General features: G+C 48.3%; 16 protein-coding genes. 13 read left to right on the top strand and 3 right to left on the bottom strand.

From position 1 onward, the window contains the following. The first annotated feature begins 91 nt into the window (after window positions 1-91). From KTG14_RS09795 to KTG14_RS09785, 3 genes are read left to right on the top strand one after another with little or no spacing between them, the layout of a single operon-like run. Window positions 92-379, top strand: coding sequence for a hypothetical protein (locus KTG14_RS09795; RefSeq protein ID WP_216970759.1), 288 nt, complete (start codon window positions 92-94; stop codon window positions 377-379). Window positions 380-397: 18 nt separating this feature from the next. Next, entirely contained in the window at window positions 398-1039 is a 642-nt protein-coding gene (locus tag KTG14_RS09790; protein ID WP_216970758.1) for a flavin reductase family protein, read from the top strand. A gap of 25 nt (window positions 1040-1064) precedes the next feature. Beyond that, complete coding sequence (locus KTG14_RS09785) at window positions 1065-1622, top strand: GNAT family N-acetyltransferase (protein ID WP_216970757.1); 558 nt, start codon at window positions 1065-1067, stop codon at window positions 1620-1622. A gap of 10 nt (window positions 1623-1632) precedes the next feature. Here the strand turns inward: KTG14_RS09785 and KTG14_RS09780 are convergent, their stop codons facing one another. Then, window positions 1633-2343, bottom strand: a complete 711-nt coding sequence (locus tag KTG14_RS09780) for an MBL fold metallo-hydrolase (RefSeq protein ID WP_216970756.1) — start codon at window positions 2341-2343, stop codon at window positions 1633-1635. Between the two features lie 141 nt (window positions 2344-2484). Between KTG14_RS09780 and KTG14_RS09775 the strand changes: the two genes are divergently transcribed. From KTG14_RS09775 to KTG14_RS09740, 8 genes are all read left to right on the top strand, one after another. Continuing rightward, window positions 2485-3030 (top strand): glycerol-3-phosphate responsive antiterminator, encoded by a 546-nt coding sequence (locus tag KTG14_RS09775; protein WP_058383237.1) that lies wholly within the window; start codon window positions 2485-2487, stop codon window positions 3028-3030. A 320-nt stretch (window positions 3031-3350) separates the two neighbouring features. Beyond that, window positions 3351-4184: an MIP/aquaporin family protein gene (locus tag KTG14_RS09770; protein ID WP_216970755.1), complete on the top strand. Its 834-nt coding sequence runs from the start codon at window positions 3351-3353 to the stop codon at window positions 4182-4184. A gap of 19 nt (window positions 4185-4203) precedes the next feature. Continuing rightward, window positions 4204-5706 carry a glycerol kinase GlpK gene (gene glpK / locus KTG14_RS09765; protein ID WP_216970754.1) on the top strand — a complete coding sequence of 501 codons (1503 nt, stop codon included), beginning with the start codon at window positions 4204-4206 and terminating at the stop codon, window positions 5704-5706. A gap of 137 nt (window positions 5707-5843) precedes the next feature. Continuing rightward, the gene (locus KTG14_RS09760; RefSeq protein ID WP_216970753.1) at window positions 5844-7517 is read left to right on the top strand and encodes a glycerol-3-phosphate dehydrogenase/oxidase; all 1674 of its coding nucleotides are present in this window, start codon (window positions 5844-5846) and stop codon (window positions 7515-7517) included. Window positions 7518-7776: 259 nt separating this feature from the next. After that, window positions 7777-9807 carry a S8 family serine peptidase gene (locus tag KTG14_RS09755; protein ID WP_216970752.1) on the top strand — a complete coding sequence of 677 codons (2031 nt, stop codon included), beginning with the start codon at window positions 7777-7779 and terminating at the stop codon, window positions 9805-9807. 134 nt (window positions 9808-9941) lie between these two features. After that, complete coding sequence (locus KTG14_RS09750) at window positions 9942-10475, top strand: divergent PAP2 family protein (RefSeq protein WP_216970751.1); 534 nt, start codon at window positions 9942-9944, stop codon at window positions 10473-10475. Between the two features lie 157 nt (window positions 10476-10632). Then, the gene (locus KTG14_RS09745) at window positions 10633-11001 is read left to right on the top strand and encodes a hypothetical protein (RefSeq protein ID WP_216970750.1); all 369 of its coding nucleotides are present in this window, start codon (window positions 10633-10635) and stop codon (window positions 10999-11001) included. Window positions 11002-11369: 368 nt separating this feature from the next. Next, window positions 11370-12821, top strand: a complete 1452-nt coding sequence (locus tag KTG14_RS09740) for a trypsin-like peptidase domain-containing protein (RefSeq protein WP_216970749.1) — start codon at window positions 11370-11372, stop codon at window positions 12819-12821. A gap of 537 nt (window positions 12822-13358) precedes the next feature. Here the strand turns inward: KTG14_RS09740 and KTG14_RS09735 are convergent. Beyond that, window positions 13359-14081: a class D sortase gene (locus tag KTG14_RS09735; RefSeq protein ID WP_216970748.1), complete on the bottom strand. Its 723-nt coding sequence runs from the start codon at window positions 14079-14081 to the stop codon at window positions 13359-13361. Beyond that, entirely contained in the window at window positions 14078-15256 is a 1179-nt protein-coding gene (locus KTG14_RS09730) for a processed acidic surface protein (protein ID WP_216970747.1), read from the bottom strand. The genes KTG14_RS09735 and KTG14_RS09730 overlap by 4 nt, the downstream gene beginning before the upstream one ends. A gap of 213 nt (window positions 15257-15469) precedes the next feature. Here KTG14_RS09730 and KTG14_RS09725 point away from each other — a divergent pair, with 213 nt between their 5' ends. Further along, complete coding sequence (locus tag KTG14_RS09725; protein ID WP_216970746.1) at window positions 15470-16795, top strand: sigma 54-interacting transcriptional regulator; 1326 nt, start codon at window positions 15470-15472, stop codon at window positions 16793-16795. A 2-nt stretch (window positions 16796-16797) separates the two neighbouring features. Further along, complete coding sequence (locus KTG14_RS09720; RefSeq protein ID WP_216970808.1) at window positions 16798-18102, top strand: aspartate aminotransferase family protein; 1305 nt, start codon at window positions 16798-16800, stop codon at window positions 18100-18102. The last annotated feature ends 13 nt before the right edge of the window (window positions 18103-18115 follow it).

Below are 18115 nucleotides of genomic sequence, written 5' to 3'. Positions count from 1 at the left end.
CGAAAGTTAAAATACATCTTAAATTGCAAAGACACTGTATATTGGCACTGACAGTTTAGGTTCATGATTTTGTAAGGGGTGAGTGAAAGAGGTGGAATTTGTATACGAATGGATGGGCCATATCCAGCTGGGAATATTTGTGCTGGCACCGTTATTATTGCCATGGTGGCTGAAACGGTATACCTGGCTTGGTTTCGTAACACTCGGGTATGTACTTTACATAGCTTGGGGGCTGTATCTTCAAGCTACGGGAACTATGGAAGAGTTCGGGACCGGTTTCGGCATGATGATCCTGCCGTATTTGGCGGGAATCTCACTGTTCGGCTATGTGCTTCAGAAGTCGATCGATCATGTGAAGCAGAACGGTTCGGAGGAATAGAAAAGGGAGTGGATATTTGTGATCATCGATCCTGCACAACAAACGAGCAAGGAAAATTATAAATTACTGATCGGCAGTGTGTTGCCTCGGCCGATTGCTTGGGTATCGTCCGTATCGTCCGGCGGCGAGTTGAATTTGGCGCCTTTCAGTTTTTTTACGGTCGCTTCGCGCAATCCGCCGATGGTGATATTTTCGATCGGTGAAGGGGTCGAAGCAAGGATGGGGACAGTAAAAGACACTCTCACGAATATCCGGGAGCGGGGCGAGTTTGTGGTCAATATCGCTTCTGCACCACTTGCGAATAAAATGGCGAAAACCGGTGAACATGTCGCGTCGGATGTCGATGAATTCGCTTATGTTGGAATGACGCCTGTCTCATCTGAAGTGGTTTCAGTACCGCGCGTAAAAGAATCGCCCGTCAGCATGGAATGTGAATTGGTGCAGGTCATTCCGCTTGGCGACGATCATCTCGTTATTGGCAAAGTGCTGCGCTTCCATATCCACGATGAATTGTATGACAAGGGGAGAATCGATACGAAAAAGCTTGCACCGATTGGACGGCTTGCCGGAAATTATTCGCCTGTAGAATCAATGTTTTCACTGCCGAACGAGCAATTGGAGGAATATTTGCGGACACCGGTAGATAAGGACCGGGAGTAGCCGTGCCCAAGGGGAGGGATGTTTCATGGCCTTACAACTTGAAAATCTCAGATTCGAACGTTTGCGTCGGGAACATTTGCCGCAGCTTTATGAATGGATCACGAAAGAGCCGCAGGTCAATCGGTTTTGGGGCTATAGCTATAATGGCACTTACGGGGAGTTCGTGCGCGAATTCGTCGGCAGCATCAAAGGACGGGATCCGACAGAGCCGTATCTCATCTATTACCTGGAGCAACCAATTGGATATATCCAGACATTTCGCTGGAGCGATTATCCAGGCAGTGAACAATTTGAGGAATTGCAGCGCGCAGCTGGCCTGGATATTCTCATTGGTGCGCCTGCTTATCGCGGCAAAGGCTTCGGTCAAGCAATCATCCGGCGTTTTTTGGAGGAAGTGGTGTTTCGTGACGGTTCTTTGAGTTGCTGTGTCACCGATCCAGATATCCGAAATAAGCCGGCAATCCGTGCCTACGAAAAAGTTGGGTTTGAAATTATCCGACGCGTAGAGGAAGTTTCGGAAATCACGCGTCCGGTGTGGTTTATGCGCGTAAGGCGCCAGCAATTGGAACGGAAAAAACCCTAGCCATTTTCGGCTAGGGTTTTAATTTTTGTTCGGCATCGCGGATGGCCTGTTCCATGAAACGAACCGGGTGTTCAAGCATCTTGCCGTGACCGACGGCAAGAAAGCTTGGCTGCAGCAAGGTCAATTTCTTAGCGCTGTTGAGTGCTGTGCGCTTGTCCCAAGTCGCCATGGCTGGAAACGGGAATAGTGGCTTGAAGGTGCCAGAAACTGCGGTGCCTCCACGTGTTTGGAAGGCATCTCCTGCGATGAGTAAGCCTGAGCGTCTATCGAAAAAGGAAATGGATCCCGGGGAATGCCCAGGGGATAGGACGACTTCGAGTGAGCCGATCCGGTTGCCTTCTTGCAGCAGACGATCGGGCGTTGTCTGTATATTTTTGGGGATTCCGCCTTTGACGGGTTTGCCTGCATCTTCAGGTGAAGCACTTTTATCCCCCGAGAGAATTTTCGCTTCCCTTTCCGAGACGGAAACTTGTGCCGCTGGAAACTGTTTCTTTAAAGCATCGAGTGCGCCGACGTGATCGATATGGGCATGGGTCAGCGCGATTTCTTTGATCGGTTTGCCGATAGTTTTTGCCGCTAAAGCGATATCTCTGGCCGCGAATCCCAAAGCACAATCGACGAGTGTCAAGCTGTCCTGTTCTTCAACCAAATAACAATTTACCGGGAATACTCTAGGCATAAAAGCCAGTTGATAGACATTCTGTACTTTCTTGACCCGCATGGACGCCAACTCCTTTTGGATGATTACTGTCATTTTAGCGCAATTAACCGATGAAATGAAGCCTGGGAGCAAATAGTTGTGCAGGAAACAAAGCTGGCGCATAATGTCCGTAGATTGTTTTTAACTGAGGAGGAAAAACTGTTGGTTAAGTTAAAAGGCGTAGTGCCTGTCATGCGCAACCTGAAGGAATTTGAACGGCTGCTTGCCAGTGACCAGGAAACCATCATTTTTCTGGAAGTCAGGCTCGCCCAGCTCAAGCCGCTTGTCGCTGCTGCCAAGAAAGCAGGCAAGAAAGTCATTTTGCATGCCGATTTGATTCAAGGCTTGAAAACGGACGCTTACGGTATTGAATATTTGGTCCGTGAAGTGAAACCGGACGGCATCGTCTCAACAAGAAGTAATGTCATCGCTCTTGCGAAGAAAAATAAATTGACAACGATCCAGCGATTGTTCCTGCTCGACAGCCACGCGCTTGAACATAATTTGAGTTTGATCGACCAAGTAAAACCAGATTACATCGAGTTATTGCCGGGGCTCATCCCGTCAATTATCAAAGAAGTCCACGAACGGACCGGCATACCAATCATTGCAGGCGGTTTGATTCGCACAAGGGAAGATATCGAACTTGCCTACCAAGGCGGGGCGGAAGCCGTTTCCACATCCCAGGCAGAACTATGGGATACGTGATTCTGTAAAGCGCATCCCTCGGTTATCGCTCTTCGGGGAGAGGGTGTGCCATTTTTTTAGTTTTCATTACTCTAAATAACCCTGGATTAATTGTTGACAGCGTTTTCAAAAACTGCTAAATTGATTTTACAAGTTAAGTACCGTGCAGGAGAATAGGAGATCCGCATCGGACGAAGGCCCAGTTCATTGGGCTCTCGTTCGATGCGGATTTTTTTGTGTTCGGGACTTAATAAGACATGGAAATCCTGCTTGAATCTCGGGCTTGTCATATGACCGGTTTCGATGAAAGTGGAATATCTGAAAAAAGGGGTGTATGGAAAATGACAATATTTTTGGCAGAATTGATCGGTACGATGATCCTTATCATTTTTGGTGCTGGTGTCGTAGCAGGTGTAGTATTAAAAGATTCCAAAGCAGAAAACTCAGGGTGGATCGTCATCACGATCGCTTGGGGGCTCGCGGTTACAATGGGTGTTTATGCAGTCGGGAATTTCTCGGGAGCGCATTTGAATCCGGCAGTCACTTTAGGCTTTGCATCTGTCGGTGAACTTCCGTGGTCACAGGTGCCAGTTTATATTACCGCACAAATTCTTGGGGCCATTATCGGCGCTGTTATCGTCTTTTTTAACTATCTTCCGCATTGGGACAGAACGAAAGAAGCGGAATCTAAACTCGCAGTGTTTGCGACGATTCCGGCTATCCGCCGCCCGTTTTCCAATTTGATCAGTGAAATCATCGGAACTTTCGTATTGGTCATGGGCTTGTTGTTTATCGGTGCCAATGACTTCACGGAAGGCTTGAATCCATTGATCGTCGGCGCGCTCATCATCGCAATCGGCATGTCTCTTGGCGGCACAACAGGATACGCGATTAACCCTGCTCGTGATTTGGGGCCACGCATCGCACATGCGTTGCTGCCGATTCCAGGAAAAGGCCCGTCCGACTGGAGCTACGCATGGGTGCCAATCGTCGGCCCAGCGCTTGGCGGTATCTACGGAGCGGTTTTCTACAAAGCCTTGTTCACTGGAGATTACGGTTTGCCATTCTTCGTATTAAGTTTAGTCCTTGTCCTGGTATTTATCGGTACAGCCAGTGTAGAATTGAAAAATGGCCGAGTGAAAGCCAAGCAATTAAGAGAAAAAACCATTTCATAAGTTAGCGGAGGAGATTCCAGTGAGTAAAAAATATATTTTATCGATCGACCAAGGAACTACCAGTTCACGGGCAGTTCTGCTCAACCATAACGGCGAAATTGTCGGTACGGGCCAGCAGGAATTTCAGCAATTTTTCCCGAAACCGGGTTGGGTCGAGCACGACGCCAATGAAATTTGGACGTCCGTACTTGCCTGCATCGCAGAAGTATTACGCAAAACAGACGTCGATCCCTCTGAAATTTCAGGCATCGGGATCACTAACCAGCGTGAGACGACTGTGGTCTGGGACCGCAATACAGGCAAGCCGATCTATAAAGCGATTGTCTGGCAATCGCGCCAAACGGACGGCATCTGCAACGAATTGAAAGACCAGGGATTAAATGACACTTTCCGCAAAAAGACCGGTTTATTGATCGACGCGTACTTCTCCGGCACAAAAGTAAAATGGATCCTCGATAATGTTGAAGGTGCGAGAGAAAAAGCGGACAATGGCGATTTGATGTTCGGCACGATCGACACATGGCTCGTCTACCGTTTGTCTGGCGGTTCAACGCATATCACGGATTACAGCAACGCATCCCGTACGCTCATGTACAATATCCACGATCTTGAGTGGGACGATGAACTGCTCGACATTCTGACAGTGCCGAAGAGCATGCTGCCGGAAGTGCGCCAGTCATCTGAAATTTATGCACATACCATCAATTATCATTTCTTTGGCCACGAAGTGCCAATCGCGGGAATCGCCGGCGACCAACAGGCAGCCTTATTCGGCCAAGCGTGTTTCGAAAAAGGAATGGCGAAAAACACTTACGGCACCGGATGCTTCATGCTGATGAACACTGGCGAAAAAGCAGTCGAATCTGAGCACGGTTTGCTGACTACGCTCGCTTGGGGCGTTGACGGCAAAGTCGAGTATGCACTCGAAGGCAGTATTTTCGTGGCAGGTTCTGCAATTCAATGGCTGCGCGATGGGCTGCAGGTCATCGAAACGGCACCTGAGAGCGAAGATTTCGCGAAACAAGTAGACTCGACAGATGGCGTCTATATGGTGCCGGCATTTGTCGGGCTCGGTACGCCTTACTGGGATACGGATGCGAGAGGCGCGGTATTCGGCTTGACACGCGGCACGACGAAAGCACATTTCATCCGTGCGACGCTTGAGGCGCTCGCATATCAGACAAAAGACGTTGTAGATGTTATGATAGAAGATGCAGGGATTGAATTGAAGACTTTGCGCGTCGATGGCGGTGCTGTTGGCAACGATATGCTGATGCAGTTCCAGTCGGATTTGCTTCACGTGCCTGTTGAACGCCCGCGCATCCAGGAAACGACGGCGATTGGCGCCGCTTACTTGGCTGGCCTCGCTACAGGATTCTGGAAAGACAAAGACGAAATTGCCGCTCAATGGCAGCTTGATAAAACCTATGAGCCGGAAATGTCGGACGAAACAAGTGAGCGCCTGTATACTGGCTGGCAGAATGCAGTAGCCGCAACGCGTACGTTCAAGCCCGTCAACTAAACTTACAAGTTAATCACACGAGGGATAAATGGCCGGAGACGAAGAGAGACCATGCCAGTATAGCAGACGCAGGTCTGCGGCTGTGTACGGGTCTCTCTTTTTAATATGGAATATATTGGAAAAGGAGTCGGTAAAGAATGAAATTCTCAAGCCTGAAACGCACAGAAACTTATGGACAGATGAAACAAGCGCCACTTGATGTATTAGTGATCGGAGGCGGCATTACAGGAGCTGGAATCGCACTCGATGCAGCTGCACGCGGTGTTCGCGCCGGAGTAGTGGAAATGCAGGATTTTGCAGCAGGAACTTCAAGCCGTTCGACGAAACTCGTCCACGGCGGTTTACGTTACTTGAAACAATTTGAAGTGAAGATGGTCGCAGAAGTCGGGAAAGAACGCGAAATTGTCTACGAAAATGGGCCACACGTAACCACACCGGAATGGATGATGCTGCCGTTCCACAAAGGCGGCACATTCGGACCGCTCAGCACGAACGTCGGCCTTCGTGTCTACGATTTTCTAGCGGGCGTCAAAAGAAGCGAACGCCGCCGCATGTTCTCGCGTGAAGAAGCGCTTCGCCGCGAACCACTTGTGAAACAAGACGGATTGAAAGGCGCAGGCTATTACGTTGAATACAAAACGGACGATGCACGCTTGACGATGGAAGTCATGAAAAAAGCTGTCGAAAAAGGTACGCTGGCATTGAACTATGTGAAAGTAAAAGGCTTCTTGTACGACAACGGTAAAGTGGTCGGCGTGGTAGCTGAAGATCAGCTCGACGGCACGATCCATGAAATTTTCGCGAAAAGAATCGTCAATGCGGCAGGCCCGTGGGTCGATACATTGCGCGAAGAAGACAAATCGAAAAAAGGCAAGACTTTGCAGCTGACAAAAGGAATTCACTTGGTATTTGACCAGTCTCGTTTCCCGCTCAAGCAAGCCATCTATTTTGACATGCCGGACGGCCGCATGGCATTTGCCATCCCGCGCCAAGGCAAAGTTTATGTCGGCACAACTGATACGGTGTACAAACAAGATATTGCGCACCCGACGATGACAACGGAAGACCGTGACTACGTTCTCGAAGCCGTTAACTTCATGTTCCCGGACGTCTCGATTACAGCTGCTGATATTGAATCGAGCTGGGCAGGATTGCGCCCGTTAATCCACGAAGAAGGCAAAGACCCATCCGAGATTTCCCGTAAAGACGAAATCTTCGTATCGGATTCTGGCCTGATTTCAATCGCGGGCGGCAAGCTCACCGGCTACCGTAAAATGGGTGAAAGCATCATGGACTTAGTCACTAAACAGCTTCAAGAGGAATATGGTACTTCTTTCAAAAAAGTATCAACGAAAAAAATGGCACTTTCCGGAGGGGAAGTCGGCGGTTCTAAAGGCTTTAAAGCATTTAAAGCAGACCGTTTAAACCGTGCAGCTGAATTCGGGCTCACAGAAGACGCAATGGAAATGCTCGTCAATCGCTACGGTGCGAATGTTGATCAGGTTCTGCGCCATTACACAGCTGGATTGGCCGATGTGGCCGAGCATAATCTCGATCCGCTCGTCTATGCCATGCTGCAATACGGCATCGAATCCGAAGCTGTCTGCAAGCCGGTCGATTTCTTCATCCGCCGTACAGGCGCGTTGTATTTTGATATCCACTGGGTGCATGCCCATAAAGAAGCAGCTGCGGATTATATGGCAGGCATCTTCAACTGGACAACTCAACAGAGAGAGCGTTACGTAGAAGAGTTGGAAATCCTTCTCCACGAAGCTGTTATTCCGACTCCTCAATCCGAATTAAGTAAATAAGCATCAACAGTTTCGACGGCTTCTTGTCATTCATTTGACGAGAAGCTGTTTTTTTGATTAAAATAATAAAATTTGTGCCTATAGTGCTAATAGGAGGGTTTCAGAGGGTAGAGAATAATATCCATTTTTATCTAAATTCAAAAGAATTTTTACATTGTCTAGGCATTTGTCCTGGAAGGTCGTATAATTTTTGTGAATAACTATTTGAATTATCAGAAAATAAAGAGTGGAAAGATTACGGGATGTGAGGAGAATGACTATGAAACAGACAACTACAGCATTGGCGGCTATAACCTTAGCCCTTTCTCTGGTAGGTATCGGAACGGCTGGACAAGCCCAGGCCGCAACAGAAAAGCCGGTGGACCGTGTCATTGTCAAACTGCGAGATGACGGCGCATTGAAAGACAAAGCTACCGCGCAGCAGGTCGAGACAGCGGAAACAGGCAACGCGCAAATCATCACACTTGAAGTGCCAGAAGGGCAAAGTTTGGAATCGTTTATCACAGAGCTTTCTAGTCAAGGTGATGTTGAGTATGCAGAACCCGACGGGCGTGTGGAGCTGGCCGCGATACCGAGCGACCCGTTTTATGCAGGATATCAATACCATCATCGGCTCATCGGTTCCGAAGCTGCCTGGGACAAGACGACCGGAAAAGCTGATGTGCTTGTGGCGGTGATTGATGACGGATTTGACTTGACGCATCCCGACTTGTCCGGAAGGGTTTTGTCCCCTTTTAACGTAATCACCGGCAAATCTGGCAGTGTCAGTGTAGAAATCCACGGCACCCATGTGGCAGGGCTTATTGCGGGAAATATGAACAATGAATTATTTGGAGTAGGTGTGGCGCCATCGACGAGCATCCTGCCGATCGATGTGTTCGATGGCGAGGATGGCTTTATCTCAGATGTTGCTGCTGGCGTATACTACGCGGTAGATAGTGGGGCGGACATCATCAATATGAGCCTGGTTGCTTATTCAGACACAAATCTCTTAAGAGAAGCTGTGCAGTATGCGCATTCCAAAAACGTTCTTGTCGTGGCGGCAGCTGGCAACGACGGCATTAGCTCCCCATATTATCCGGCGGCCTATCAAAATGTGATGTCGGTCGCTTCGACCGATGCTGCAGACCAGCGCTCTGACTTTTCGAATTTCGGTAGAACCATCGATATTGCAGCGCCGGGCTCCAGCGTCTTTTCCATCTTTCCAGATGATTCATTCGGCGGATTGGACGGAACATCTATGTCCACGCCAATCGTTTCTGGTGCTGCGGCTTTATTGAAAGCGAATGAGCCGAAACTCAGCAATACCGATATCGCAGGGCGCTTGATGCTGACTGCGAAAGATCTTGGGACTGCTGGAAAAGACGTGTATTACGGACACGGCCGCTTGAATATTGACCGTGCGCTGACTTTGGACGCCAGTCATTGGTCAAACCGCTTGTCCGGTGCAACGCGCTACGAGACAGCAGTGGCCATCTCCAAAGAAGGATGGAGCTCTGCTTCAACGGTTGTCATTGCGACAGGAAATGACTTTCCGGATGCATTAGCGGGTGGGCCGCTCGCCTATCAGGAAAATGCTCCAATCTTGCTGACAAAAGGGGACAATCTGCATCCGGCAACTGCCGCTGAGATCCGCCGCTTAAAGCCTGAAAAAGCCATTCTCCTCGGCAGCAAAGGGGCGCTTTCGGCAACTGTTGAAACACAAGTGGGCCAGCTGGTCAATGAAGTCGATCGCATCGGCGGCAAAACACGTTATGAAACAGCAGCTATGATTGCAAAAAGAATCACGAGCGACCGGGCAGTCGTCTCCAATGGCCAGAACTTCCCGGATGTTCTCTCCGTATCGCCTTACGCAGCAAAAAATGGCATCCCGATTTTGCTGACGCGCAGTGGCACATTGCCTGCAGAAACTAAAGCGGCGCTGTCCAGTAAAGGCGCAACGATCGTCACTGGTGGCACAGGGGCTGTCAGCAATGCCGTCATGGCGCAATTGCCTGGAGCCACACGCTACGGTGGAGCCAATCGCTTCGAGACTGGCAAGTTGATTAATCAGGGCCTGCCCATGGGCAAACAGAAAGGCTATATCGCGACCGGCGCAAATTTCCCCGATGCATTAGCGGGGGCGGTTCTCGCAGCTAAAGCAGACGCGCCGATTCTATTGACTGCCGCAAACTCGATTCCATCTTCGACGAAAAGCTTAGTTTCCTCGTATCCGGCATATACAATTTTCGGCAGCAAAGGCGCCGTTACACCTAATGTAAAGTTTGAAATCGACCTGCAATTAAAATAATCGATGGCTCGTTTTTTTACTCTTTCCTCCAAAAATATTTCCTATCTTTCTTTACATATCTTTAGGGATTTCAGGGTAAAGAAAGTTATCGGGCGGAATAAGCCGCAGCAGCTACTGTATTGGAGGATGAAAAGATGAGAAAGATGAACCGTGGAATGATCACATCACTTGGGGCGATCGGCATCGCCCAAGGATTGAAAATCGTCACGCATAAAGTGGTGGCAGGAAAATGGGATTGGCAGCAAGCGTTTACGACAGGCGGCATGCCAAGTTCCCACTCAGCAGGTGTATCTGCACTTGCCGCATACGTCGCTTCTAATAAAGGCGCACGCCATACAGAAACCGCACTCGCGGTCGTATTCGGTGCCATCGTAATGTACGATGCGCAAGGCATACGTCGCCACACAGGCGAAATCGCACGGTTGGTCAATGACCTCGAGGACAGCTTTATAAAAATTTCGGGAGAGTTCCCGAGCTTTGAATTCGTGGAGCGCGATAAAGAGTTAAAAGAATTGCTCGGCCATCAGCCGATCGAAGTAGCCGCAGGAGCTGCGTTCGGTACCTTGCTTGGCATCGTTGCCGCTAAGATCGAGAACCGTGAACGTGATTTAGAGCAGCAAAAACGTCTGCCTTATAACGGGCGCATGACCCGTGCAGATTACAGATAAAGAAAAACCGCTGATACAGCGGTTTTTTTCTTTGCGCTGAAAATCCAATGTAAAGTTTGTTAAGTGTTAGTGAAGACTGTCGCTAAAGGGGTTACGAAGATGAAAAAATCGGTTAGCCTAGAAGTGAAAGCAGACCCATTCGAAGGAGGAAGATCATTTGAAGATTTCTGCTCTGAACATTTCACTTTCTGCACTCGCTTTCGGGATGGTATTCATGACACATTTCGAACCGGTGACGTTTGCAAGCGATAATTCACTGGGCGGCAAAAAGTACGAACCGGGCCGCGAAGTGATCGAACGTTTGGGCCCGCAAAGTGATGTGGAACAAGAATTGGAACAGCTAGAACAGCACGTAGACAGTAAAGGCACATTGACAATCAGCGAATATCAAGAGATTCAGGGGCAGTTGGATGAGCTGCTGCAGCGTGTCAACGAACAAGCGAAAGCAAGCGGGGAAGCGGATGCACAGTTATTCGGAGAGGCCCTGGAACTACAGGAGACACTCACCGGTATCGACGTCCGATGATCTTGCCGAGAATTCCCATAGAAGCAAGTGTAGAAAGCGATGCTGAGGCATTGCTTTTTTTAATGGAAATTATTTTTATAGCAAGATGTTGCAACTGGAAAGTTCTAATCTCCTATCTACTTATTTCAAAAGCATTTCCCAAAAGAACGAGACGGTAATTTTATTCGATTTCTGATGATGTCAGGAAAATAGGTGGTTAAAGCAGTTTTAGTGAATATAAAGACCTAAAAAACATGTTCTGAATTTTGAAATTTATTACCAAATAAGGACAAAATATTACAAAGGCAACCTAAGGTGGAGGTTTGGCGTTCTAAGGTTTATAATGAAGAAAATTCGGGGATGAATTATGTCCGGCAGGAGGTACAGCTATGAAATGCACAAAGTGTGGCACGATGAATGATGAGTCTGCAAAGTTCTGTGATAATTGCGGAGCACCGCTTTCCACAAGAAAGCAACGCAAACCGAAGCGCAATAAATTCATGTATGCGCTCGTGTTGTTGGCCGTATTATTGGGGCTTGGATTTGGATTAGGCCAGTTATTGGGAGAGGAAGAACCGGAAGTGGCATTGCCGCAGGAAGACACCGAAGCGGCGGAGGAAGTGCCTGAAGAGGTGCCTGAGGAAGAACCGGTGGAAGAAGAGCCAGCAGAAGAGCCAGTTGAAGAAGAAATGCCGGTAGAAGAACCGGAAACGCAAGTATCTTCTGAAGAACCGGTGGAAGGCACAGTGACCAAAGCAGAAAATATTACTCACCCTTCCGACCAAGAAGAGAAAGTAGAGCCGAAGAAAAAAGACAAGACGGCTGTCATTAAAGGGGCACAATCACGTGTCTACACGATTTTGGCTGAAGGCGGCCAAGGTTCCGGATTCTTGTTTACGAATACGGGCATGGTCGTGACCAACGCCCATGTCGTGTCAGGATACACAGATGTCATTGTACGCAATATCAATGGCCAGGACCATGAAGGAACCGTTGTCGGGATTTCAGCTGAATCCGACATTGCTTTGATCCAAGTAAATGATTTGACTGGCATCGAACCTTTAGAAGTCGAGATGGCAGCAACCGATGTCGGAACGGAAGTTATCGCTCTTGGCAGCCCTTCCGGTTTTGAAAATACCGCGTCTATGGGGTATTTGACTGGCATCGACCGTGATTTTTACCAGGAATTCACTTACGAAAATATTTACCAGATTGATGCCGCACTGGCGCCCGGTTCAAGCGGCGGGCCGCTGCTCGATGCAGGAACCGGAAAAGTAATCGGCATCAACTCATTGCTATTCCCAGAAGGGGATTCAATCGGATTCTCCATCCCGCTCTATTCGATGTATGACCAGTTGGATGCATGGGCGAAAAATCCGATGAGCCGTGAAGCAGTCGCCAAGATTTTCCCTGTCTACGATGATTTCGATAGCAACTACGAAGACGAAGATTACGAGTTCGACTACAGCACGACTCATGAGTTTACGGAAGAGTCATTGACTGAATTTGTTGTAAGCTATCAGGAATTCTACGAATTGGCATTACAGGAAGAAGATTTCTATTATGTTCAGAACTTGCTGGTCTATCAAAGCGATATCTACAATAGCATGATCGAGTATATCGACCAGATTGCCGGTAAAAACATGGAGCATATTTTCAACAAGCTCGATATCACCAATATTGAAATCAACGAAGACCATGCCCTTGTCTATACAGAAGAAGCGTTCGAGTTTAAGGACGCAGAGGGCAATTGGTCGCTGCAGGAGCGCACGAAAGTCTACACAATCGTCATGGATGATTACGGATTCTTCTATATTTCCGATATCGTCAATGTAGAATAGTGAAAAGCCCTGAATGAGAATTCAGGGCTTTTCTCAGCTTGTGGAGAAAGGTAAGAAGACGTATGTTCCGAAGCTTATCGCTCGCTTTCCGTGGCTCGCGCCCAAGCCTCCTCAGCCGCTTCGAAAACCTTGTGCTCAACTCTCACTAAGTTCGAGCATCGCAGAAAACCCGCTTGCTCAACTTTCGCTTTGCTCAAGCATCGCAGAAAAAGATTTGCTCCCACATCTGCGTGGCAGATGCGTCGCAAATGAATGTTCTCAGCTAAGCTTCGCCCATTCATTCCTTGCGGGGTCTCGGTCGTCTCGCTGATTCACTGGAAAGATAAAGTCGACCTGCGGGAGACATTATCTTTGCGAAAGTAATGCGCAGCATTATTGAGCAGAAGGGGTTACGAGCGAACGCTTCTCCAAATACTTAGATAGATCATTGATTTTTGAAAGTAGTAAAAACCGATTCTAATTTGAAATGTATTAATAGGCTTTTCTATTGCATGCAAAAAGACCGCCCCTTCCTAACAGGAAGCGGCGGTCTTTCGTTTAGCTGCTCGAGACAAGATCAGCTACGAGAATATAGCGTTCTGGCGCGTAGCCCACGAAATCGAAAGGATAGCAGGTGGAGACGGTCAAAGTGGCACGCGGTTTTGGAACAATGACGGTGCGATCGTCTTCATCGACGATGCGCACTTGCCTGACGCGGTATGTGAACGTGCCGTCAGTAGTATGGACGATGAACTCATCGCCTTTTCCGACCTTTCCAAGTTCCCGGAATACCGTGTCGCGATGCCCCGACAAGACGGAGTTGTCGTCTTGTCCTGGCATGACGCTTCCTGCATAATGGCCGACGCCTTTTTCCAACTCGTCTTCATCGGTGCCGTGGATGATCGGCAAGCTTGCGCCCAGTTTCGGGATGATTAGTTCGCCCATTAAATCGCCTATTTGCGGATCGGACGGATAGCGAATGTCTTTCGGGAGCTGCGTTGTTTCCGCTGGCTCTTCAATATTTTCTGGTTCCTCAATTGAAAGCTCAGGGGGTTCGACAGTTTCTGCATCAGGTAAAGACTCTTCTGCATCCGGCAAAGACACTTTGGCGTTTGTCGTCTGCAGTTTGGGCGCAAAATCCTCTGCGGAGACTGAAGCTGCTTTGTATAGAAGATAGCCTTTCGCGAAAGTTGCAGCCTGTGTACCGCTGAACCATAGGCCAAAGACAATCGTTCCGGCTGCGGCAACTGTCATCAACCAGGAAATTCGCTTTTTGTTCATGATGTGGGTTTCACCCGTGCACGTCTGAACAACAAAGCGCCAAATGCGATAAAGCCCAGCCCGATAACTGTGTTTTGCGCAAAATCACTGGCAGTTTTCGGCAGCTTTCCGCCTTTGACGGTTTGGTTCGTGTTATCAGCTGGTTGTTTAGATGGCGGGATAACCGTCGGTGTGCTGTTTTCCAATTCTTTTCCGGTGTCGACAATAAGATCAGAACCGAACATATCAGCAGTCAACAGGATATCTGCCAAAAAATCGCCTTCTAAATCATAAAGCTCGATCAACAGGTCATAGCCATCCGTCGACTCGAGAGAGATGAGGGATTGGACACTCATTTCTTTTTTCTCATCGCCTTTGACGAAATAATACTTGGCTTCCATTTCGAAAATTTCCATGAATTCGTCGTAGATCGACAACAGTTCGGCGATTTGTTCGGCGGAAAGTTCAGTCACCGTTGAGAAATCTTCAATCGCCATCATTCGCTCGCTGAGTGCCATCAGACGTTCCTCGAATTCCGGATTCATATAATCGAGTGTTTCGAAATGCTTTGCGAGGCGCTCAAGTTCCTGTTCGGTCACGCCAAATTCAGCGAATACTTCTTCCATATCCAGGTCAAAAAGCCATTCTTCCTGATAGAACATAATTGAGCTCTCCAAGTCCTCGATAAACTCGTAATCTGCGAGGGAATCATCAAACAAATTGAGGAATTCTTCGAGCTCATCTTTTGAAGTGAAGCCGAAATCCTCAAGCAATAAGGCCAAGTTCGCTTCAGTAATTGGTGTTAATTCTTCTTCAAAGTTTAAATAGAAGTCGATTGAATCTTCCAGTTCTTCCGTGAAAATGATGAAGTCCCCGTCCAACACATCTACACCTGCGTCCAGGTCACCGAACTCTTCGAGCAGGCTGTTCAATTCAGCGCGTGTCAATTCGTAGGCACTCATAACTTGTGAAATGCTGTCTTCAGTGAGCGGCGTGCCGAGATCTGTAGAAGAATAAAAATCATCTAGCGTCCAGCCTTTGCTGTCTAGATAATCGATGTAATCCGCTTTTTCCCAGCCAATCTCGGTCAATAAGCGGTTAAATCCCCGGTCGTCGTCTGAAATGGCAAAAGCCGGAACTGCTCCGATCGCAATAGCCAGTAAAAGGGAAGTAATAAGTGTTAAAGCACCTTTCATGTGAATCCTCCTATATGTGAAATAAATGGAATATCTAGAATAGTATAGTCTTAAATAGTTACTTTTAGAATAGGTCTATTAGATTATAGGATATTTTCTTTGAAATAATTCGCTTCATTTTTCGCAATAAAATAAATAATTGTTCGAATTGTCTTGCTTTTTAATTATTCATTATCGTATAGTCTATACAATAATGAATAATCGAGGTGAAATATGCACGGACATTTACTTATGCCGGATGCTGTTGAGGAAGTCATGGCCATGCACGATGAAGATATCATCATCACGAACCGGGAAGGCCGCATCATTAAAGTAACGGAAATGAGCGGCTTGCATTATGGATTGGAACCTGCCGCTATGCTTGGCCGCTCGATCTATGAGTTAGAGCAGGAAGGCGTATTTACGCCAGCGGTTACGCCTCAAGTCATCGAACGCAAGAAAAAACTAGTGCTTGTCCAGGAAACAGCGACGGGCAAAAAAATGCTTATCACCGGAATGCCTGTGTTCGATGAACAGCGCGAGGTGGAATACGTCATCAGTTATTCCTATGAAGTATCAGAACTGATGATCATGAAAGAATATCTGGAATCACTGGAAACGGAAATGGATAGGGTCAAAGGGGAATTGGCGTATTTGCGGGGCAGGCAATTATCGGTCGATGGAATCATCGCCCAAAGCGTGCAGACTGAACGTGCGTTGCGCAGTGCGTTGAAATTGGCTGAATATGATGCTTCTTTAGTGATTGAAGGACCGCGTGGAACCGGTAAAAGTTTATTTGCCAAGCTCATTCACCAGCACAGCGCAAAAAAAGATGAAGCCTTTATCGAAGTCGATTGCGGCGCAATTCCGGAGACGATATTCAATGAGTCGTTTGCGGGAGAGGGAGGATATTTCAGCCTGGCACAAGGCGGTACACTCGTTTTGAACGAAATTGATCAGCTGTCAGGCCGCGCGCAATCAATGCTGGAAAAATTGCTTGTAGAAAAACGTGATATTCGATTGATTGCCATTAGTGAAACTTCGTTAGAAGAGCGCACGCAAGAAGGCAGATTTCGGGAAGCGTTGTTTTATCTATTGCATGTGTCGCTCATCAGGCTTTCGGGGCTGCGTGAACGGCCGGAAGACCTTGAAGCGCATTTATCCCAGACGATCGAAGCACTCGGGGAAAAATACGGCGCGCGGAAAAAACTGACAGACCCGGCATATGTCCATTTGCTTCAACTGGATTGGAAAGGCAATTTCAGGGAAGTACGCAATGTGCTGGAACGTGGCTATCTTGAAAGTGAGCACGGTGACATCTGCCTGGAAGACCTGCCGGCAAGTTACCGGCCGACAAAAGATGAGCAAGTCGGTATCGAACTTGAAGGCCGCACATTGCCGCATTTGCTCGATGTGGTCGAGAAAAAAGTATTGGAAAATGCGAGAAAGCGCTACCGAACGACGACTGAAATGGCGGAACGGCTGGGCATCAGCCAGCCTTCGGTTGTACGCAAGTTGAAAAAACACGCGATCGCAACAGGAAAGGATGAAGACTTATGACAATGAAACACACACAGGACTGGATGGAAATGACGAATTCCATCGGCAATTTGCTGGCGCCGAGCATGGCGAAAGACCATCCGAATCTGCCGGTCGTCAAAGCGGAAGGGTGTTATTACTACGGAGCGGATGGGCGCACTTATTTAGATTTCACATCCGGCATCGCTGTGGAGAATGTCGGGCATCGCCATCCGAAAGTGGTCCAGGCAATCAAAGATGGGGCGGATCATCTAATTCACGGGCCGTCCGGCGTCATTATCTATGAATCGATCTTAAAGCTGGCATACGAGCTTCAGCAGATCATGCCAGAGAAACTAGATAACTTCTTTTTCGCCAATAGCGGGACAGAAGCAATCGAAGGCGGCATCAAGCTTGCGAAATATGTCACGAAACGCCCATACGTCGTATCGTTCACTGGCTGTTTCCATGGCCGCTCGATGGGAGCTCTTAGCGTGTCAACCTCTAAAAGCAAATACCGCAAGCATATGCAGCCGTCTTGGCTGACTTATCAATTGCCTTACGCACATCCGGATGATTTACCGGAAGGCGCGAATCCAGCTGAGTTTTTCCCTGAAAAGCTAGAGCGCGATATCGAGAAGCTTTTTAACCATCAAGTGACACCGGAAGAAGTGGCTTGCATCATTCTGGAGCCGGTGCTTGGTGAGGGGGGTTACATCATCCCGCCGAAAGAATGGCTAGCGAAAGTTCGTGAAATCTGCGACCGCCACGGTATCCTGCTCATATTTGATGAAGTTCAGACGGGCTTCGGCCGTACCGGCAATTGGTTCGCTGCACAGACTTTCGGCGTAACACCAGATATTATGGCTGTCGCCAAAGGCATCGCTGCCGGGCTTCCGCTAAGCGCCACGGTCGCCTCGAAAGAATTGATGGATCAATGGCCGCTTGGTACGCATGGAACGACATTCGGCGGCAATCCGCTCGCCTGTTCCGCAGCACTTGCATCGATTGAAGTGCTGAAAGAAGAGCAGCTATTGGAGAATGCCCAGAAGCTCGGCGCCTATGCCCTTGAGGAGCTAGACAAGTTGAAGCAAAAACATCCGGTCATTCGCGAAGTGCGTGGCGTTGGGCTGATGATCGGTATCGAAGTGATGGATCCGGAAACGAAAAGGCCGGATGGGGAAGCGGTCATGAAGGTGCTGGATGACTGTCTAAAGCAAGGGGTGCTGTTCTATTTATGCGGCAATTCAGGAGAAGTTATCCGGATGATTCCGCCGCTCGTTGTCACGCAAGAGCAAATCGATGAGGGCATTCAAGTGCTCGACCAGGCGTTAACGAATTTACGGTAACAATCGAAGGGGA

This window comes from Planococcus sp. CP5-4_YE (genome assembly GCF_019042655.1).
Classification (GTDB): Bacteria; Bacillota; Bacilli; order Bacillales_A; family Planococcaceae; genus Planococcus.
The sequence above is the reverse complement of the archived record's forward strand: the minus strand, read 5'-3'. Positions and strand labels throughout refer to the sequence as shown.